Annotated in this window: 13 protein-coding genes and 1 riboswitch; of the genes, 8 read left to right on the top strand and 5 right to left on the bottom strand. The window is 41.2% G+C overall.

What is annotated here, in order from left to right:
* Positions 1-174 precede the first annotated feature (174 nt).
* From modB to NST73_RS15800, 4 genes are all read right to left on the bottom strand, one after another.
* Complete coding sequence (modB, locus tag NST73_RS15815) at positions 175-840, bottom strand: molybdate ABC transporter permease subunit (RefSeq protein WP_041507764.1); 666 nt, start codon at positions 838-840, stop codon at positions 175-177.
* Positions 840-1,616: a molybdate ABC transporter substrate-binding protein gene (gene modA / locus NST73_RS15810; protein WP_342499206.1), complete on the bottom strand. Its 777-nt coding sequence runs from the start codon at positions 1,614-1,616 to the stop codon at positions 840-842. The genes modB and modA overlap by 1 nt, the downstream gene beginning before the upstream one ends.
* A gap of 115 nt (positions 1,617-1,731) precedes the next feature.
* Entirely contained in the window at positions 1,732-3,582 is a 1,851-nt protein-coding gene (locus NST73_RS15805) for an LTA synthase family protein (RefSeq protein ID WP_342499205.1), read from the bottom strand.
* A gap of 123 nt (positions 3,583-3,705) precedes the next feature.
* A complete protein-coding gene (locus tag NST73_RS15800) occupies positions 3,706-4,197 on the bottom strand; it encodes a metal-dependent hydrolase (RefSeq protein WP_008347118.1) in 492 nt (163 codons plus the stop codon).
* A 170-nt stretch (positions 4,198-4,367) separates the two neighbouring features.
* Here NST73_RS15800 and NST73_RS15795 point away from each other — a divergent pair, with 170 nt between their 5' ends.
* From NST73_RS15795 to NST73_RS15785, 3 genes are all read left to right on the top strand, one after another.
* The gene (locus NST73_RS15795) at positions 4,368-4,796 is read left to right on the top strand and encodes a MarR family transcriptional regulator (protein ID WP_007500254.1); all 429 of its coding nucleotides are present in this window, start codon (positions 4,368-4,370) and stop codon (positions 4,794-4,796) included.
* A gap of 82 nt (positions 4,797-4,878) precedes the next feature.
* A complete protein-coding gene (sspJ, locus tag NST73_RS15790) occupies positions 4,879-5,022 on the top strand; it encodes a small acid-soluble spore protein SspJ (protein WP_008347117.1) in 144 nt (47 codons plus the stop codon).
* Positions 5,023-5,144: 122 nt separating this feature from the next.
* A riboswitch (Lysine riboswitch) is annotated at positions 5,145-5,323 on the top strand.
* Between the two features lie 192 nt (positions 5,324-5,515).
* Entirely contained in the window at positions 5,516-6,925 is a 1,410-nt protein-coding gene (locus tag NST73_RS15785) for an amino acid permease (protein WP_144679183.1), read from the top strand.
* 37 nt (positions 6,926-6,962) lie between these two features.
* Here the strand turns inward: NST73_RS15785 and NST73_RS15780 are convergent, their stop codons facing one another.
* A complete protein-coding gene (locus NST73_RS15780; protein WP_047945408.1) occupies positions 6,963-7,901 on the bottom strand; it encodes an iron-hydroxamate ABC transporter substrate-binding protein in 939 nt (312 codons plus the stop codon).
* 259 nt (positions 7,902-8,160) lie between these two features.
* On the opposite strand from NST73_RS15780, the gene NST73_RS15775 reads away from it, so the two are divergent.
* From NST73_RS15775 to NST73_RS15755, 5 genes are all read left to right on the top strand, one after another.
* The gene (locus tag NST73_RS15775) at positions 8,161-9,213 is read left to right on the top strand and encodes an iron ABC transporter permease (RefSeq protein WP_008347113.1); all 1,053 of its coding nucleotides are present in this window, start codon (positions 8,161-8,163) and stop codon (positions 9,211-9,213) included.
* The gene (locus NST73_RS15770; protein ID WP_007500263.1) at positions 9,214-10,236 is read left to right on the top strand and encodes an iron ABC transporter permease; all 1,023 of its coding nucleotides are present in this window, start codon (positions 9,214-9,216) and stop codon (positions 10,234-10,236) included. It begins immediately after the preceding gene.
* A 21-nt stretch (positions 10,237-10,257) separates the two neighbouring features.
* Positions 10,258-11,073 carry an ABC transporter ATP-binding protein gene (locus NST73_RS15765; protein ID WP_017368048.1) on the top strand — a complete coding sequence of 272 codons (816 nt, stop codon included), beginning with the start codon at positions 10,258-10,260 and terminating at the stop codon, positions 11,071-11,073.
* Positions 11,074-11,252: 179 nt separating this feature from the next.
* Complete coding sequence (locus NST73_RS15760) at positions 11,253-11,975, top strand: response regulator transcription factor (protein WP_024719803.1); 723 nt, start codon at positions 11,253-11,255, stop codon at positions 11,973-11,975.
* Between the two features lie 3 nt (positions 11,976-11,978).
* Positions 11,979-13,733, top strand: coding sequence for a HAMP domain-containing sensor histidine kinase (locus NST73_RS15755; RefSeq protein WP_024719802.1), 1,755 nt, complete (start codon positions 11,979-11,981; stop codon positions 13,731-13,733).
* Positions 13,734-13,762 lie beyond the last annotated feature (29 nt).

The following is a 13,762-nucleotide window of genomic DNA, read 5'->3' as shown; positions in this document are numbered from 1 at the left end:
GTAGACAAACCCTCGCATTCTTTGTCAGTCCTGCGTGCAGGTGCTCACAAATGTGACACCAGTACAGCAAAGGTTTTCTATCACGCTGAAAAGAAGACAAAGGGCTAAAATCAAGTTCATTTTAGCCCTTTGTCAACAATCTGAATCCCTTTCTCTTTTTGAGAAGGGGATTTTTTAATTCCTGCTTCGGCGCACAGCCAACAGCATGAGGAAAGACAGGATCACAATACAAATGGTCCAAGCCCACGCAAGTTCCATTCGTCCAGAATCAATCGCCACATAGATGGCTGTTGGGAGGGTTTGCGTTTTCCCAGGAATGTTGCCAGCGAACATTAAAGTCGCTCCAAATTCTCCTAACGCCCTTGCGAAACTTAAAACTGCACCAGAGAGAAGAGATGGCAGTGCGAGTGGGACGGTAATATAGGCAAAGACCTGGAAAGAATGCGCACCATCAACTTTTGCAGCACCTTCAATGTCTGACTCAATCGTAGAAAATCCAGCTTTCGCTGATTGATACATGAGCGGGAATGCGACAACTGTCGATGCAATGACTGCTGCCCAATAAGTGAAGATGACAGGCTGATGGAAGATCCATTCAATCGCTTGTCCAATCACGCTGTTCTTCCCGAACGCAACGAGCAGCAGAAATCCTACGACCGTTGGCGGAAGGACAAGCGGCATCATGAGGAGCGTTTCCACGATCATTTTTCCTTTGAAAGATGTACGCGCCATCCAAAAACCAATGGACGTTCCTAAAACGACAGCCAATAATCCACTGAAAGCAGCCACTTGTACGGACAGCCAGATAGGTGAAAGAAAATCTTCGGTCAGCATCGGCATTATTTCACTTGAAAGCCGTACTTTTTAAAAATCGCTGCGGCTGGATCTGATTGGAGATATTGAAAAAATGCTTTCGCCTCTTTCATGTGATCGGTCTGTTTTACAATGCCAACAGGATAAATGATGGGGGAATGCATGTCTTGATTTGCCTCATCTACTATCTTTACTTTGCGAGAAACGAGCGCGTCCGTCTTATACACGACACCAGCTTCCACATTTCCTGTTTCGACATAGTTTAATACTTGACGAACATCCTTGCCATAGACAGCGTTCTGTTTCACTTGATCCCATATATTCAGTTTTGTGAAAATCTCTTTTGCATATGTACCAGCAGGAACAGATTCAGGTGTGCCAAGCGCTATCTTTCCTTTTATGTGATCAACATCGCAAAAGGTTTTGATAGAAGAGGAACCTTCTTTTGGCACGATGAGGACAAGCTCATTTTGTATGACATCCTTTGCATGATCCTGATCAATGTCGCCAGATTGAACAAGGTCATCAAAAGGCTCTTCAGCTGCTGAGAAGAAGAGATCCGCTTTTGCTCCTTGAGCGATTTGCTGTTTCAATGCGCCGGATGACCCGAAATTATTCGTGAGTGTCACGTTTGGATGATCATCTTCATAGGCAGATTCAATCTCTTTCAAAGCATCCTGCAGGCTTGCCGCCGCTGAAATCACAAGTTCTGTTTTTTTGCTTTGATCTGATGACGTCGACTCCGTTTGACACCCAGTCAGGAGCAAACAGATGGTGACGTAGGTTAAGAATAAATATTTCATGATCACACCTCTTTATCATTCAACATCATGTGTATCCTTTATTATAATCAAACTTATTTGACCATTCATAGGCTTTCAGGAAAAGAGAAAAGAAAAAGCCGCCAGAGGGCAGCTTTTAATGCTGATAAAAACGTAGTAAGTTCCCGTTGATCACTTTATCTGATAGAGACAGCTCTTTATTGGCTTTTTCTATATAAGGCTGGCATACTTCATCTTCTTCAACAGGTTGTTTTGTTTTTTGATCATAGCACGTGTTCTTTGTATAAAGATAATCATCCGTAATAAAGTTTCCATTTCTCAGCACAGCGAACGGTGTCCGTTCATTGGAGAAAAGATCATTCCCAAATTGAATAGAATCTTTTGATTCAATGCCGAGTAAATGAAGAAGTGTCGGTTTGACATCCATTTGACCGGCTGTTTCAGAAATGGTTTGAGGGGCCTCGTCTGTCACCCCAGGAATGTAAATCAAAAAAGGGACCCGCTGCAGTTTAACCGCATCAAACGGTGTGATTTCATCCTGCTTCAGCAGCTCTGCCATTGCCTCATGATGTGCTTCTGAAATGCCATAGTGGTCTCCCATCAGGACAAACATTGTATTTTCATATAGTCCTTCTTCTTTCATTCGTTCAAAGAACCTTTTGATGGCTTCATCTTGATAGCGGACGGTGGTCACATAGCGGTTTAAAATGGTGCTAGTCGAATCGTATTCATCAATGAACTGATCCTTTGGATCAATTTCAAATGGGAAGTGATTGGTTAAGGTAATAAACGTGCTGTAATAAGGCGTCTTCAGCTTTTTTAAATAATCGATGGATTGGTCAAAAAAGTCGATATCCTTTAAGCCCCAGCCAGTCGAATTCTGTTCATTGACATCAAATGAATCGACATCATAAAAGCGGTCAATCCCAAGAGATTCATACATCACATCACGATTCCAGAACGTTTTATTATTCGCATGAAATTGGACGGATTGATAATTCTCTTTTTTCAATTGCTTGTACAGTGTGTCATATTCGTTGTCACTCGCTGTGAAAAAGACAGCGCCACTGCTAGATGGATAGAGGGAGTTTGCGACGATAAACTCTGAGTCCGACGTTTTGCCTTGCTCTGTCTGCTGATAAAATTCATCAAAATTGAAGCTTTTTTTGGCAAGTTCATTTAAAAATGGTGTGATGTATTGTCCATTCACCTTTTGATTCATGACAAATTGCTGCGTTGATTCAAGTGAAATGAACACGACATTTTTGCCTTTAGCAAGTCCAAAGTAGTCTTTATTCGGTGCACTGTAATCAGCTTTTGTGTAGTTTGCCACTGTTGAAAGTGTATCTTCGTCAGCAAAGGCTTTTTGTCCAATTCGTGCTGTTTGAGCGGCACCGTCATACAAATGGAATTGAAACAGCCCAAGATTTCGAACAATGACTTCTCGATCATATGAGCTTGTCAAAAATCGAGGGTGGTCCATCAAAGCTGAGCTGACATGGAACAATAGCAAGCTGCAGCAAACCACATAGTATGTTTTGATCGTCTTAAAAGACGCTTTTGGTGATAGCGGTTTCCGTTTTAAGAGCCATGCCAGCACCACAAAATCAATCAGCATGAGTATAAATAGCGGATGAAACAATTCAGTCATACTGCTGCCCATATCTCCCATGTTCTTTGCTTGAAATAAGACAGGAATGGTAATGAAATCAATATAAAAACCGTAAAAGATCGTATTCGATATCAAAATGGCTGTCAAAATAAAATTTGTGGTCAATAAAAAGACCTTTTGTTTCGTTTCATTTAAGAAAAGAGCAATCCCAAACAAAGGGAGCAAAAAGCTAAGTGGATTGATCAAAAGCAGCCATTCGTGAAACAGATTGGCCGTTCGTATATGAAATCCGAATTGATAAATGATGTATGTTTTCATCCACATAAAGAGGATGGAGTACACTAAAAACCAGTGATTTTTGAAAAACGCTTTCATTTATGTAACTCCTCACCATTCTGTATTCAGCTGCAAGGCAAAAACACTTATCTTAAAACTACTAAAAAAATGAGGAATGATCAATTCATATCCTGCTTTTTTGCAAAACTCTTTTTTCTTTTTCTAAAACGGCAATGGGATGGATATTCCGCAAATGACAGCCATGTAATAGCAGGTGACAATGGTCAGAGCAGCTAGTACGACTTGTTCTCCTGTGCTGCCTGTTTTGACATAAAAGGGGAGACGTACTTTCATGGTTGCAGGGAACAAAAATTTAATACCGTTCACTGTGCCTGCATCAAGGATGAGGTGGCTTGCCATCCCAACTAGTAACCCGGTACTGAGGCTGTCATTTGGAATGTATGTTGTCGCAATAAAATAAATGATCAGCAGAAATAATAAACTATGTGTAAAGGTGCGGTGACCGAACACACTACTGATCAGTGTGGAAAGGAGCGGGAATTTCCTGCCGATTTTGCTTTTCGTATGACATAGATCTGGGATGAGGGCACCTACTGATCCAGCAGCAGCCATCGTCACTGGTTCGAATCCGTAATAATAGGCGACGGCTGTGGAGGCGGCAATTCCGCCCATAATATGTGTTTTTCCTGTCATGATGCGTACTCCTGTTCTGTTTTTTGTTCAAGTACTCACTATATCAAGGGTGAATCCATTCAGCAAGGCTTATTTCTAAAGAAAATGGGATAAAATAGTTGGCTGTTTGGAAAAACATTCTATAATAAGAAGGAAGTCATGTTGACACTAACGATAAGGATGCGATTCGGATGAGTAATGCAGACATTTTAAAAGAAATTGTTCTTGTACATTATGAAGTCAGCCGTAAATTAAACCGCAAGTTACTTGAGTTAGAAAAAGACATCACGCCTCCACAGATATATGCTCTTTCTATATTGATACAAGGAAAAGTATCACATGCTGAAGAGCTCAAACAAAGACTCTCTCTCAACCCAGGTGCCGCTTCCATAGCCCTCAATAAATTATGTGAGCAAGGCTACATTCAGAGAGAACGGGACAAGGACGATCATTCCCTTGTCCGGCTAGAAGCCACGGAAAAAGGGCTGGCTATTTACGAAAAGCATACACGTCTTTTTGGAAAGGTGATTCAGCATATGATGTCAGACTTCACAGAGGAAGACTTAAAGACCTTTCTAACGTATTTGCAAAAAATGAGACAGACCTTTCACGATGAATGAACCGCTCCTCTTTGTATAATGCTGAGCGCTGTAGCACAAATTAAACAGGCAAAGGCATTTTATGAAAAGGGGGGAAATAGCGATGTCATTTTTCCAAAAGGATAAAAAGGCGAAAAGCGAGAAAGACCATCAGCAGGTAGATCAGCTGTTAGAAGAAGCAAGTAAAGAACTAGCAGGCGATCCGCTTCAAGAAGCTGTCCAAAAGAAGAAAAACAACCATCAATAAGCTGACAAAAAGGCGGAGAATCATTTCTCTGCCTTTTTTCTATGTTTTTCCCTTTGACAGATATGAGAATGTTTGATAACCTTCGTGTAGTAAAAACGAATAGAAATCCTCACGCTATGTCTCAGTGAGGTAGAGGTTGCGCGGATGATGAGTCACTCATGGGAGAGATGGAATCGTTGATCATGAGAAAAAAGGCATCAGCGCCGAAGTGTAGAGAGAGCTCCAACTTTCTTTATGCTGGGTCTGCATTGAACAAATGCAGGACTGCCACGTCTTTGAAGCGTGGAGGGCTATCCGGAGATCAAGGTGTATGTTTTGAAAAGCATGGACTTTTGTTCAGGCTTTTTTTTATGTTCTGATTGCCTAAGAAAAGGGTATGCTGGTAAGAAAGTGACCCAACATGAACATAAAGAATGCAAGTCATTGCTTCACAAATATATCAATGAAGATACTGCCGGGTCTGGTCCAAAGTGAATATAACGGAGGTACGAAAATGGAACAGACAAAAAAATGGGGTTTTTGGTTATTGACGGCTTTTGTCGTCGGAAATATGGTAGGTTCAGGCATCTTTATGCTGCCTAGTACACTTGCCCAGCATGCAAGTCCTTTAGGTGTGACGATGGCATGGCTTGTCACAGGTGGCGGCGTACTGATGATTGCCTTTGTGTTTGGACATTTGTCCATTCATAAACCGCAGCTGACAGCTGGACCACAAAGCTATGCAAGAGCGCTTTTTAAAGATCCGAAAAAAGGAAAAGCAGCCGGTTTTACAATGGTTTGGGGATATTGGGTGGCAAGCTGGATTAGTAATGTCGCCATTATCACAAGCCTAGCTGGTTATTTAACAACCTTTTTCCCAATTTTAACCGTGAAAACGGAGATCTTTACTTTTGGAAAAGAAGCGATCACACTTGGTCAGCTCACAACGTTTATCATATGTACAATCCTTCTATGGGGGACTCATACGATTTTAATTACAAGCTTAAGCGCAGCAAGTAAGCTGAACTTTATTACGACCTTTTCAAAGGTGCTTGGATTCGTCCTTTTTATTGTCGCAGGCTTATTTGCATTCCAAACCGCATTATTTGAACATTATTACTTCCCTGTTGAAGCAGCAAGTGGTGAAGGAGTGCTCGGACTTGGAGGCCAAATTCATCATGCGGCCATTTCCACACTATGGGCATTTATCGGCATCGAATCTGCTGTCATTTTATCAGGAAGAGCTTCCTCGCAGCGTGATGTCAAACGTGCGACGATTACAGGACTTTTAATTGCACTGTCTATTTATATGATTATTACCTTGATTACAATGGGCGTTCTGCCGCATGATCAATTGCAAGGTTCTGATAAACCATTCGTAGACGTGCTTCAGCTCATTATCGGACCGGCTGGCGGCATTGTCATGGCACTTCTTGCGATCATTTGTTTATTTGGTTCGATGCTTGGCTGGATTTTGCTTGGTTCTGAAGTCCCTTATCAAGCAGCAAAAGCTGGCGATTTCCCAGCAGTGTTTGCAAAAACAAACAAAAAAGGGAGTCCTGTTTTTGCTTTGACTGTCACAAATATCATGTCACAGCTGTTTATTTTCTCAGTCATGTCACGTACGATTAATGAAGCCTTTACTTTCTTAACAACATCAGCGACACTTGCGTATCTCATTCCGTATATCGTGTCGTCGATCTACAGCTTTAAGGTCATCATGCAAGGTGACACATATGAGCTCCAAAAAGGAAACCGGACAAGAGACGGGATCATTGCGCTTGTGGCCATGGGGTATTCCGCTTGGGTCATTATTTCAGGCACAGCTGATTTAAAAACATTTGGTCTTGGTATTGGATTGTTCTTAGTTGGCATTTTACTCTACCCATTCATGTCCAAAAAATTTGCCAAAGGTACAGTTTAAAAAATACGTTTCTCCAGCATTGGAGAAACGTATTTTTTTATGAGGCAGATGTTAATCGATCCACAATAAATTCGAGCTGACCTTCTAGTGACACAGGGTCATTAAAGAAGTAACCGACTGTATCTGTTTCAAATACACGTTTGTTTTGGACAGCAGGAAGTGATGCCCAGATGCTGCTTTTATACACTTGATCGCCATTACTTTTTGAACCGCTCCATGGGCTTGTGAAAATATAATCACCTGCAAATTCTGGAAGCTTTTCAAGAGAAATGTTTGCATAACCGACACCACTGTCGATGGCTTCTTTTTGGACGGCCTTCGGAGCTTTTAATTTTAGCTCGTCATAAATGATTTCACCACCGCGTGCAAAAGTGTTACCGAAAATGTAAATGCCCTTATCGAATGGTGATACGATCGAAACGGTTTTGTTTCCTACAGCTTTTGTTACTTTTGGTTTCACTTCAGCAATTTTGGCATCCCATTTTGTGATCCAATCCGTTGCTTTTTTTGATGTGCCTGTCATTTTACCGAATTCTTTTAGCTGGTCTTTAAACGAATATTGATTGTATTGAATGGCAACTGTAGGTGCAATTTTTTTGTATTGATCAAATTTCTCATCTTCTCCCCAAGCAATGATCATATCCGGCTTCAAAGAGGCTACTTTCTCAACAGAGGGAGATTTTCCAATATTTTTCACTCCATCTGTTTTTCCTTTATAGAAAGGGTTTTTAAAGATGGGCGCAGTGGCAGCAATTGGGGTTTTGCCGAGTGTGACGAGATCCCCGTAATAGCTTTCCGCCAGAAGCACAATACGTTTTGGGTTTTGAGGCAGTTTCACTTCACCCTTTACATCTTGATAGGTGATCGTGTCATTTTTTTTGGCTCCCGATTCTTTATTGGAAGTGCTGCCGCAAGCAGCAGTAAAAATCATAAGGGTCATGAAGGAAATCAAAAGAAGTCCAGTTCGTTTTTTCACAAAAGTTCGCTCCTATTCAATTGTTTATGATAATGATTCTCATTCGCGATTATATCTTAACATGATAGAAGAAAAAATGCATCGGCTATTTTATGACCAAAATGAAAATGGTGAAATTCTCCCGGTTTTTTGATGAAAATAAAGAAATTTATCAGAACAAGGATTTCAAAACGTGAAGAAAGTGATATACTAGACTCCGAGATTGATAATCATTATCACTAATAACGAATAGAAATGAACGGAAAGGAAGAGACTGGTTTTGGGCTCACAATCGAATAAACAGCTGTCAGCTAAAGATGATGCGATAGATATTGTGACAAAGCCTTTTGGTACAGCAGCTGTTGTCATCATAGGAATCATTGCTTTAGCATTTGGTCTTTTTTTATCAGTATCGCTAGGAGCGGCAAACATTCATTTACACACGGTATGGGAAGCCGTCTTTCATTTTGACTCACAACAAACCTCACATCAAATCATTAGGGAACTAAGGCTGCCGCGTACAGTTGGTGCCGCACTTGTCGGTGCCTTTTTAGCAGTATCAGGTGCCATCATGCAAGGCATGACAAGAAATGCGCTTGCGTCTCCTGAAATCATGGGTGTGACAAATGGCTCTGCATTTGCGATTGCCATTGCGTTTGCTTTTTTCCCAGGCCAATCTTCTTTTACATTAATTCTTTGGTCATTTTTGGGTGCAGCACTTGGCGCCTCTATTGTATTTGGGGTTGGAACCCTTTCAAAAGGGGGACTTACTCCTGTGAAGCTCGCATTAGCCGGTACGGCTGTTGGCGCACTTTTAAGCTCAATTTCCTCAGCGATTGCCATTCGATTTGACGTCGCGCAAGATATGAGTTTTTGGTACGCAGGCGGTGTGGCTGGTGTAAATTGGAGCAATATTAAGATCATCATTCCAGTTGCGGCTGTAGGACTGATCATCGCAATGATTCTTGCCCGCTCCATCACGGTTTTAAGCTTAGGTGATGAATTAGCAAAAGGGCTTGGACAATATACACGAACAGTCAAGGTACTTGGCATATTGGTCGTGATCCTTTTAACAGGTGCAGCCGTGTCAGTTGCAGGTTCTATTGGCTTTATCGGGCTTGTGATTCCTCATGTTACGCGTTTCTTGGTCGGCGTTGACTATCGCTGGATTATCCCTTGCTCAGCTATTTTAGGGGCTATTTTGCTCATTTATGCAGACATTGCGGCAAGGCTTGTCAATGCGCCGTTTGAAACGCCAGTTGGTGCCATTACAGCCATTATAGGCGTTCCTTTCTTCTTATATTTAGCGAGACGTGAAAGGAGCGGAATTTAAATGGAAATGGTACAGCAGGCAAAGAAAAAGAAATACAAACGAACGATGGTCATGATCTTTTTAGCCATCGTGGCTGTGTTCCTAATAAGTTTAAATACCGGAGAGATAAGGATTTCTCCGATGGATACATTCAAAACATTTTTTGGACTCGGAAGTGAAATGGATGAGCTTGTATTATTCGAGTTCAGACTTCCAAGGATGGTCATCGCTTTACTTGTTGGCGCTTCTATCGCTGTATCAGGAGCCATTTGGCAAGGTGTTTCTCAAAATGGTTTAGCTGATCCCGGCATTCTAGGTGTAAATGCGGGTGCAGGTTTTGCGGTTGTTTTGTTTATCTTTGCCTTTCAGGGCTCGATGTCGAACTTAGGTGATTTTACGATATTTGTACTGCCGCTTTTCGCTTTCGCAGGGGCAGCCTTTGCTGCATTCCTCATCTATGTGCTAGCGTGGAAAAAGGGCATTACGCCTGTTCGATTGATTTTAACTGGTATTGGGATCAATGCTGCATTTTCGGCAGCGATTGTGGTTATTCAATTAAAGATGAGCCCAAATGATTTTAACCAAGCCATTGTGTGGCTGTCAGGAAGTATTTGGGGCTCAAGTTGGACATATGTCTTATCAGTCGTGCCGTGGATGCTGATTTTTCTTGTATTAGCGATGGTGAGGGCACGCTACTTAAATATCATGAATTTGGGTGATCAGATATCTTATGGCTTAGGGATTTCAGTTCATAAAGAAAGAAGTTTTCTCATGCTGATTGCAGTTGCATTAGCCGGTGCAAGTGTCGCTGTTGCAGGGAGTATATCGTTCCTAGGGTTAGCGGCACCACACCTCGCAAGAAAGCTAGTTGGACCGAAACATCAAGGAATGATACCGGCGTCCGCTATGATTGGTGCACTGCTGTTATTACTTGCAGATACACTTGGGCGTGTCATACTTGCTCCATCAGAGGTGCCCGTTGGACTTGTCGTTTCTGCCTTAGGCGCACCTTACTTCATTTACTTATTGATGAAAACGAACTAATGAGGAAGGAGAGTACAACAGATGAAATCACTTGAAACAGAAAAGCTTTGTATTGGCTATCATGACCGTTTGATTGTAGACGATTTAAATATCAGCATCCCAAAAGGCAAGGTGACGACATTAATTGGGCCGAATGGGTGCGGGAAGTCAACGATTTTAAAAACAATGTCTCGTATTATGAAGTCCCATCAAGGTGCTGTTTATTTAAATGGCCAGGCTATCCATCAAACACCAACAAAAGAAATTTCAAAACAAATGGCCATCTTACCGCAGACGCCTGAAGCACCAAGTGGTCTGACCGTTTATGAGCTTGTGTCATACGGACGTTTCCCGCATCAAAATGGATTTGGCCGTTTATCAAATGAGGACAAACGAATCATCAGGTGGGCACTTGAGGAGACGGGAATGATTGCATTTCATGACCGGCCAATTGAAGCACTCTCCGGTGGACAGCGTCAGCGGGTATGGATTGCGATGGCACTCGCTCAGGAAACAGAGCTGCTTTTATTAGACGAACCAACGACGTATTTAGATCTTGCTCATCAGCTGGAGATCCTTCAGCTATTAGAACGCTTAAACAGAGAGCAGGGCAGAACGGTGCTGATGGTGATTCATGACCTGAATCATGCTGCACGCTTTTCACATTACATGATTGCCCTCAATCAAGGGAAAGTCATTAAAGATGGTACGCCTCATGAGGTCATGACAAAAGAGGTGCTCAGTCAGGTGTTCCACATCGATGCAGAAATTGTTCTTGATCCGAGAACGAATAAGCCGATCTGTTTAACATATGACTTAATGAATCATGAAAGAAAGCTTGAAGCTGTGAACGGATAATAGATGGACAAAAAACTCGGTATGTATGACCGGGTTTTTTTTGCATTTTTTGATATTACCTTGTTATGCCATTTTCTCCAGTTGATCTTTTTTCGCTTTTATGCAGAAAAGAGGTACTTTTTTACTTTGGACAATGGTAATATACGGTTAGAGATCATAGCTAGAAAGGAAAGAGATGCGTGGAAACAGCAAAAATATTGATTGCAGATGACGAAGAAGCAATTGTAAAAATGGTTGAACGCGTATTAAAAAAAGAAGGGTTTCAACATATTTATAAAGCCTATCATGCAGATGAAGCATTAGATATTGTCAAAAACGAGGACATCCACCTCTTACTTCTAGATGTGATGATGCCCGGTAAGTCTGGCTTTGATGTTCTGCCTGAAATCAGGAAAATGACGAAGGCACCGATTTTCTATTTAACAGCAAGAACGTCTGATGTAGACAAATTGACTGGATTTGCACAAGGTGCAGACGATTACATCACAAAGCCATTTAATCCGTTAGAGCTAGTAGCTAGAATTAAGGCGCACTTAAACCGAACTTATATCTCCTTACAGGAGGAGCAGGAAGAAGCGCACAGTCAATATGAATATGCTCATTTCTCGTACCATCCTCATGCAGCCGAGTTAAAAGTAAGGGGAAAGGTGACGGCTTGCTCAGCTCAGCTTTTGTCCTTGCTGAAGTATTTTTGTGACCATCCGAATGTGGTACTTTCAAAAGATCAAATCTATGAGAAAGTATGGGGTGTTCCGTCATATGGTGACAACAACACCGTCATGGTTCATATCCGAAAGCTGAGAGAAAAAATAGAGTTAGATCCAAGCCAGCCTGAATATATTGTGACGATCCGTGGTATGGGCTATAAGTTCATTCCGCAACCTGTGAAGGTTCTTCAATAGTTTATGAATTTACGAACAAAACTTTTCTTTCACTTTGTCGGACAAATGTTTATTGTCATCGTCATTCTAACGATCGGGCAAACATTCTCTGAAAATCTTTATTTTCAAAAACGCTATGAGAATATGACTGAAACTGGTTTAACGAAGGCAGATGGAGATACACTCATGAGCTGGCTTTATTTTAACGAGGATGGAAAAATGGAAGCCGATGATCAGCTCAAACAAGCAGTGGAAAAACGTGATGGCTGGCTGCAAGTGATTGATTCCAAAAAACGCAATGTCTATAGCTATCAACTCCCTAAAAACATTCCAACATCCTATCAAAAGGATGAAATGATCAAGATCTTTGAAAAAAGACAATTTAAAGATTACAAGATGTACTTCTGGCCAATTGAGATTGATCAAGAAAGCTTTATCGTCTTATATGGATTTAAAACAAACAGCACAAAGGTAGCCAATTATCTCAAGCAGCATGAAAAAAACCTGGCTGCATTGTCTCAATATTCAGTTGAAACAAAAGAATTTTTGAAAAGAATGAATGGATCGGTGCATCTGTTTAATGAAGAAGGAAAATACTTAAAAGGTATCCGAGCCAAAAATAATTTGAAAAATAACGTAACGGATGTTGAACTGCTCAAGTATCAATCAAAGCCTTGGGAGTTTAGAAGTGACTTGTCTTATATCAGAGTGAATAAAGATCTGTATATGATTGTTTCGGTGCCAAACAAAGTATACAGCCCAGACGAGCTTTATGATAAAGAGACAGAGGCTTTAAACCAATATACAACGCTCTTGATTGCAGGTCTTGCGCTTACGATTATTATCGTTATGACATTATGGTACTCGTATCGCTATGGGCTACCGATCTATCACATTATCCGCTGGCTGATTTTCTTATCAAGAAATAAATTGCAGGAGCCAACAAATAGAAAAGGTATTCCAGTAAGTAAAAATAAAAAGGGCCGTATTAAGCGAGAGTATCGGCTGTTTGAGGATATCCTTAAAACAATGGATCAGCTCACCAATACGTTAAAAGAGAATGAAGCAAACCGAAGAAAAATTCAAACCACAAGGGAAGAATGGATCGCAGGGCTGTCTCATGATCTAAAAACGCCTCTTAGCACGATTTACGGCTATGGATTAATGCTAGAATCAGATCAATACCAATGGTCCAAGGAAGAAGTCATGGAAATGGGACAAGTCATTCGTGAGAAATCAGAATACATGTCGACCTTGATTGAGGATTTAAACCTCACGTATCGATTGAAAAATGGTGCATTGCCTATTAATCGAAAACCTGTTGAGCTTGGTGAATTTTTAGCCTCCATTATGGACGAGTTTTCAAGAAGCACGCTTTCTGAAGATTATATGTCATCCTTTGAAGATCAAACAGAGGGTGTCATGTTTGAGATCGATAAAGCCTGGTTTAGACGAGTCATTGAGAACCTGCTGGCAAACGCAGTGAAGCATAACCAGAAAGGTACTCTTATTCAAGCTGTTCTATCTGAAACAAATGATGAAGTTCGGATCGAAATGAAAGATAACGGACGCGGAATGGCGCAAGAAACGGTGGATCATTTATTTAATCGTTACTATAGAGGGACAAATACGAATGATCCAACAAATGGAACAGGATTAGGACTGGCGATTGCAAAAGAGCTTGTCTTGCTGCACGATGGCGATATTCAAGTAGAAAGTGAATTAGGTCAAGGAACAACTATTGCGATTATCCTAAAGAAAACACCATCTGTAAAATAGCCAAAAAACGATTTTCTTTTCTAAAGGAG

This window comes from Bacillus sp. FSL W7-1034, assembly GCF_038593365.1.
Lineage (GTDB): Bacteria > Bacillota > Bacilli > Bacillales > Bacillaceae > Bacillus > Bacillus altitudinis.
The sequence above is the reverse complement of the archived record's forward strand: the minus strand, read 5'-3'. Positions and strand labels throughout refer to the sequence as shown.

Excerpts from the sequence above, each read along its gene's own strand:
- modB (WP_041507764.1), bottom strand. The coding sequence starts at position 840 with ATGCCGATGCTGACCGAAGATTTTCTTTCACCTATCTGGCTGTCCGTA.
- modA (WP_342499206.1), bottom strand. The coding sequence starts at position 1,616 with ATGAAATATTTATTCTTAACCTACGTCACCATCTGTTTGCTCCTGACT.
- NST73_RS15805 (WP_342499205.1), bottom strand. The coding sequence starts at position 3,582 with ATGAAAGCGTTTTTCAAAAATCACTGGTTTTTAGTGTACTCCATCCTC.
- NST73_RS15800 (WP_008347118.1), bottom strand. The coding sequence starts at position 4,197 with ATGACAGGAAAAACACATATTATGGGCGGAATTGCCGCCTCCACAGCC.
- NST73_RS15795 (WP_007500254.1), top strand. The coding sequence starts at position 4,368 with ATGAGTAATGCAGACATTTTAAAAGAAATTGTTCTTGTACATTATGAA.
- sspJ (WP_008347117.1), top strand. The coding sequence starts at position 4,879 with ATGTCATTTTTCCAAAAGGATAAAAAGGCGAAAAGCGAGAAAGACCAT.
- NST73_RS15785 (WP_144679183.1), top strand. The coding sequence starts at position 5,516 with ATGGAACAGACAAAAAAATGGGGTTTTTGGTTATTGACGGCTTTTGTC.
- NST73_RS15770 (WP_007500263.1), top strand. The coding sequence starts at position 9,214 with ATGGAAATGGTACAGCAGGCAAAGAAAAAGAAATACAAACGAACGATG.
- NST73_RS15765 (WP_017368048.1), top strand. The coding sequence starts at position 10,258 with ATGAAATCACTTGAAACAGAAAAGCTTTGTATTGGCTATCATGACCGT.
- NST73_RS15755 (WP_024719802.1), top strand. The coding sequence starts at position 11,979 with ATGAATTTACGAACAAAACTTTTCTTTCACTTTGTCGGACAAATGTTT.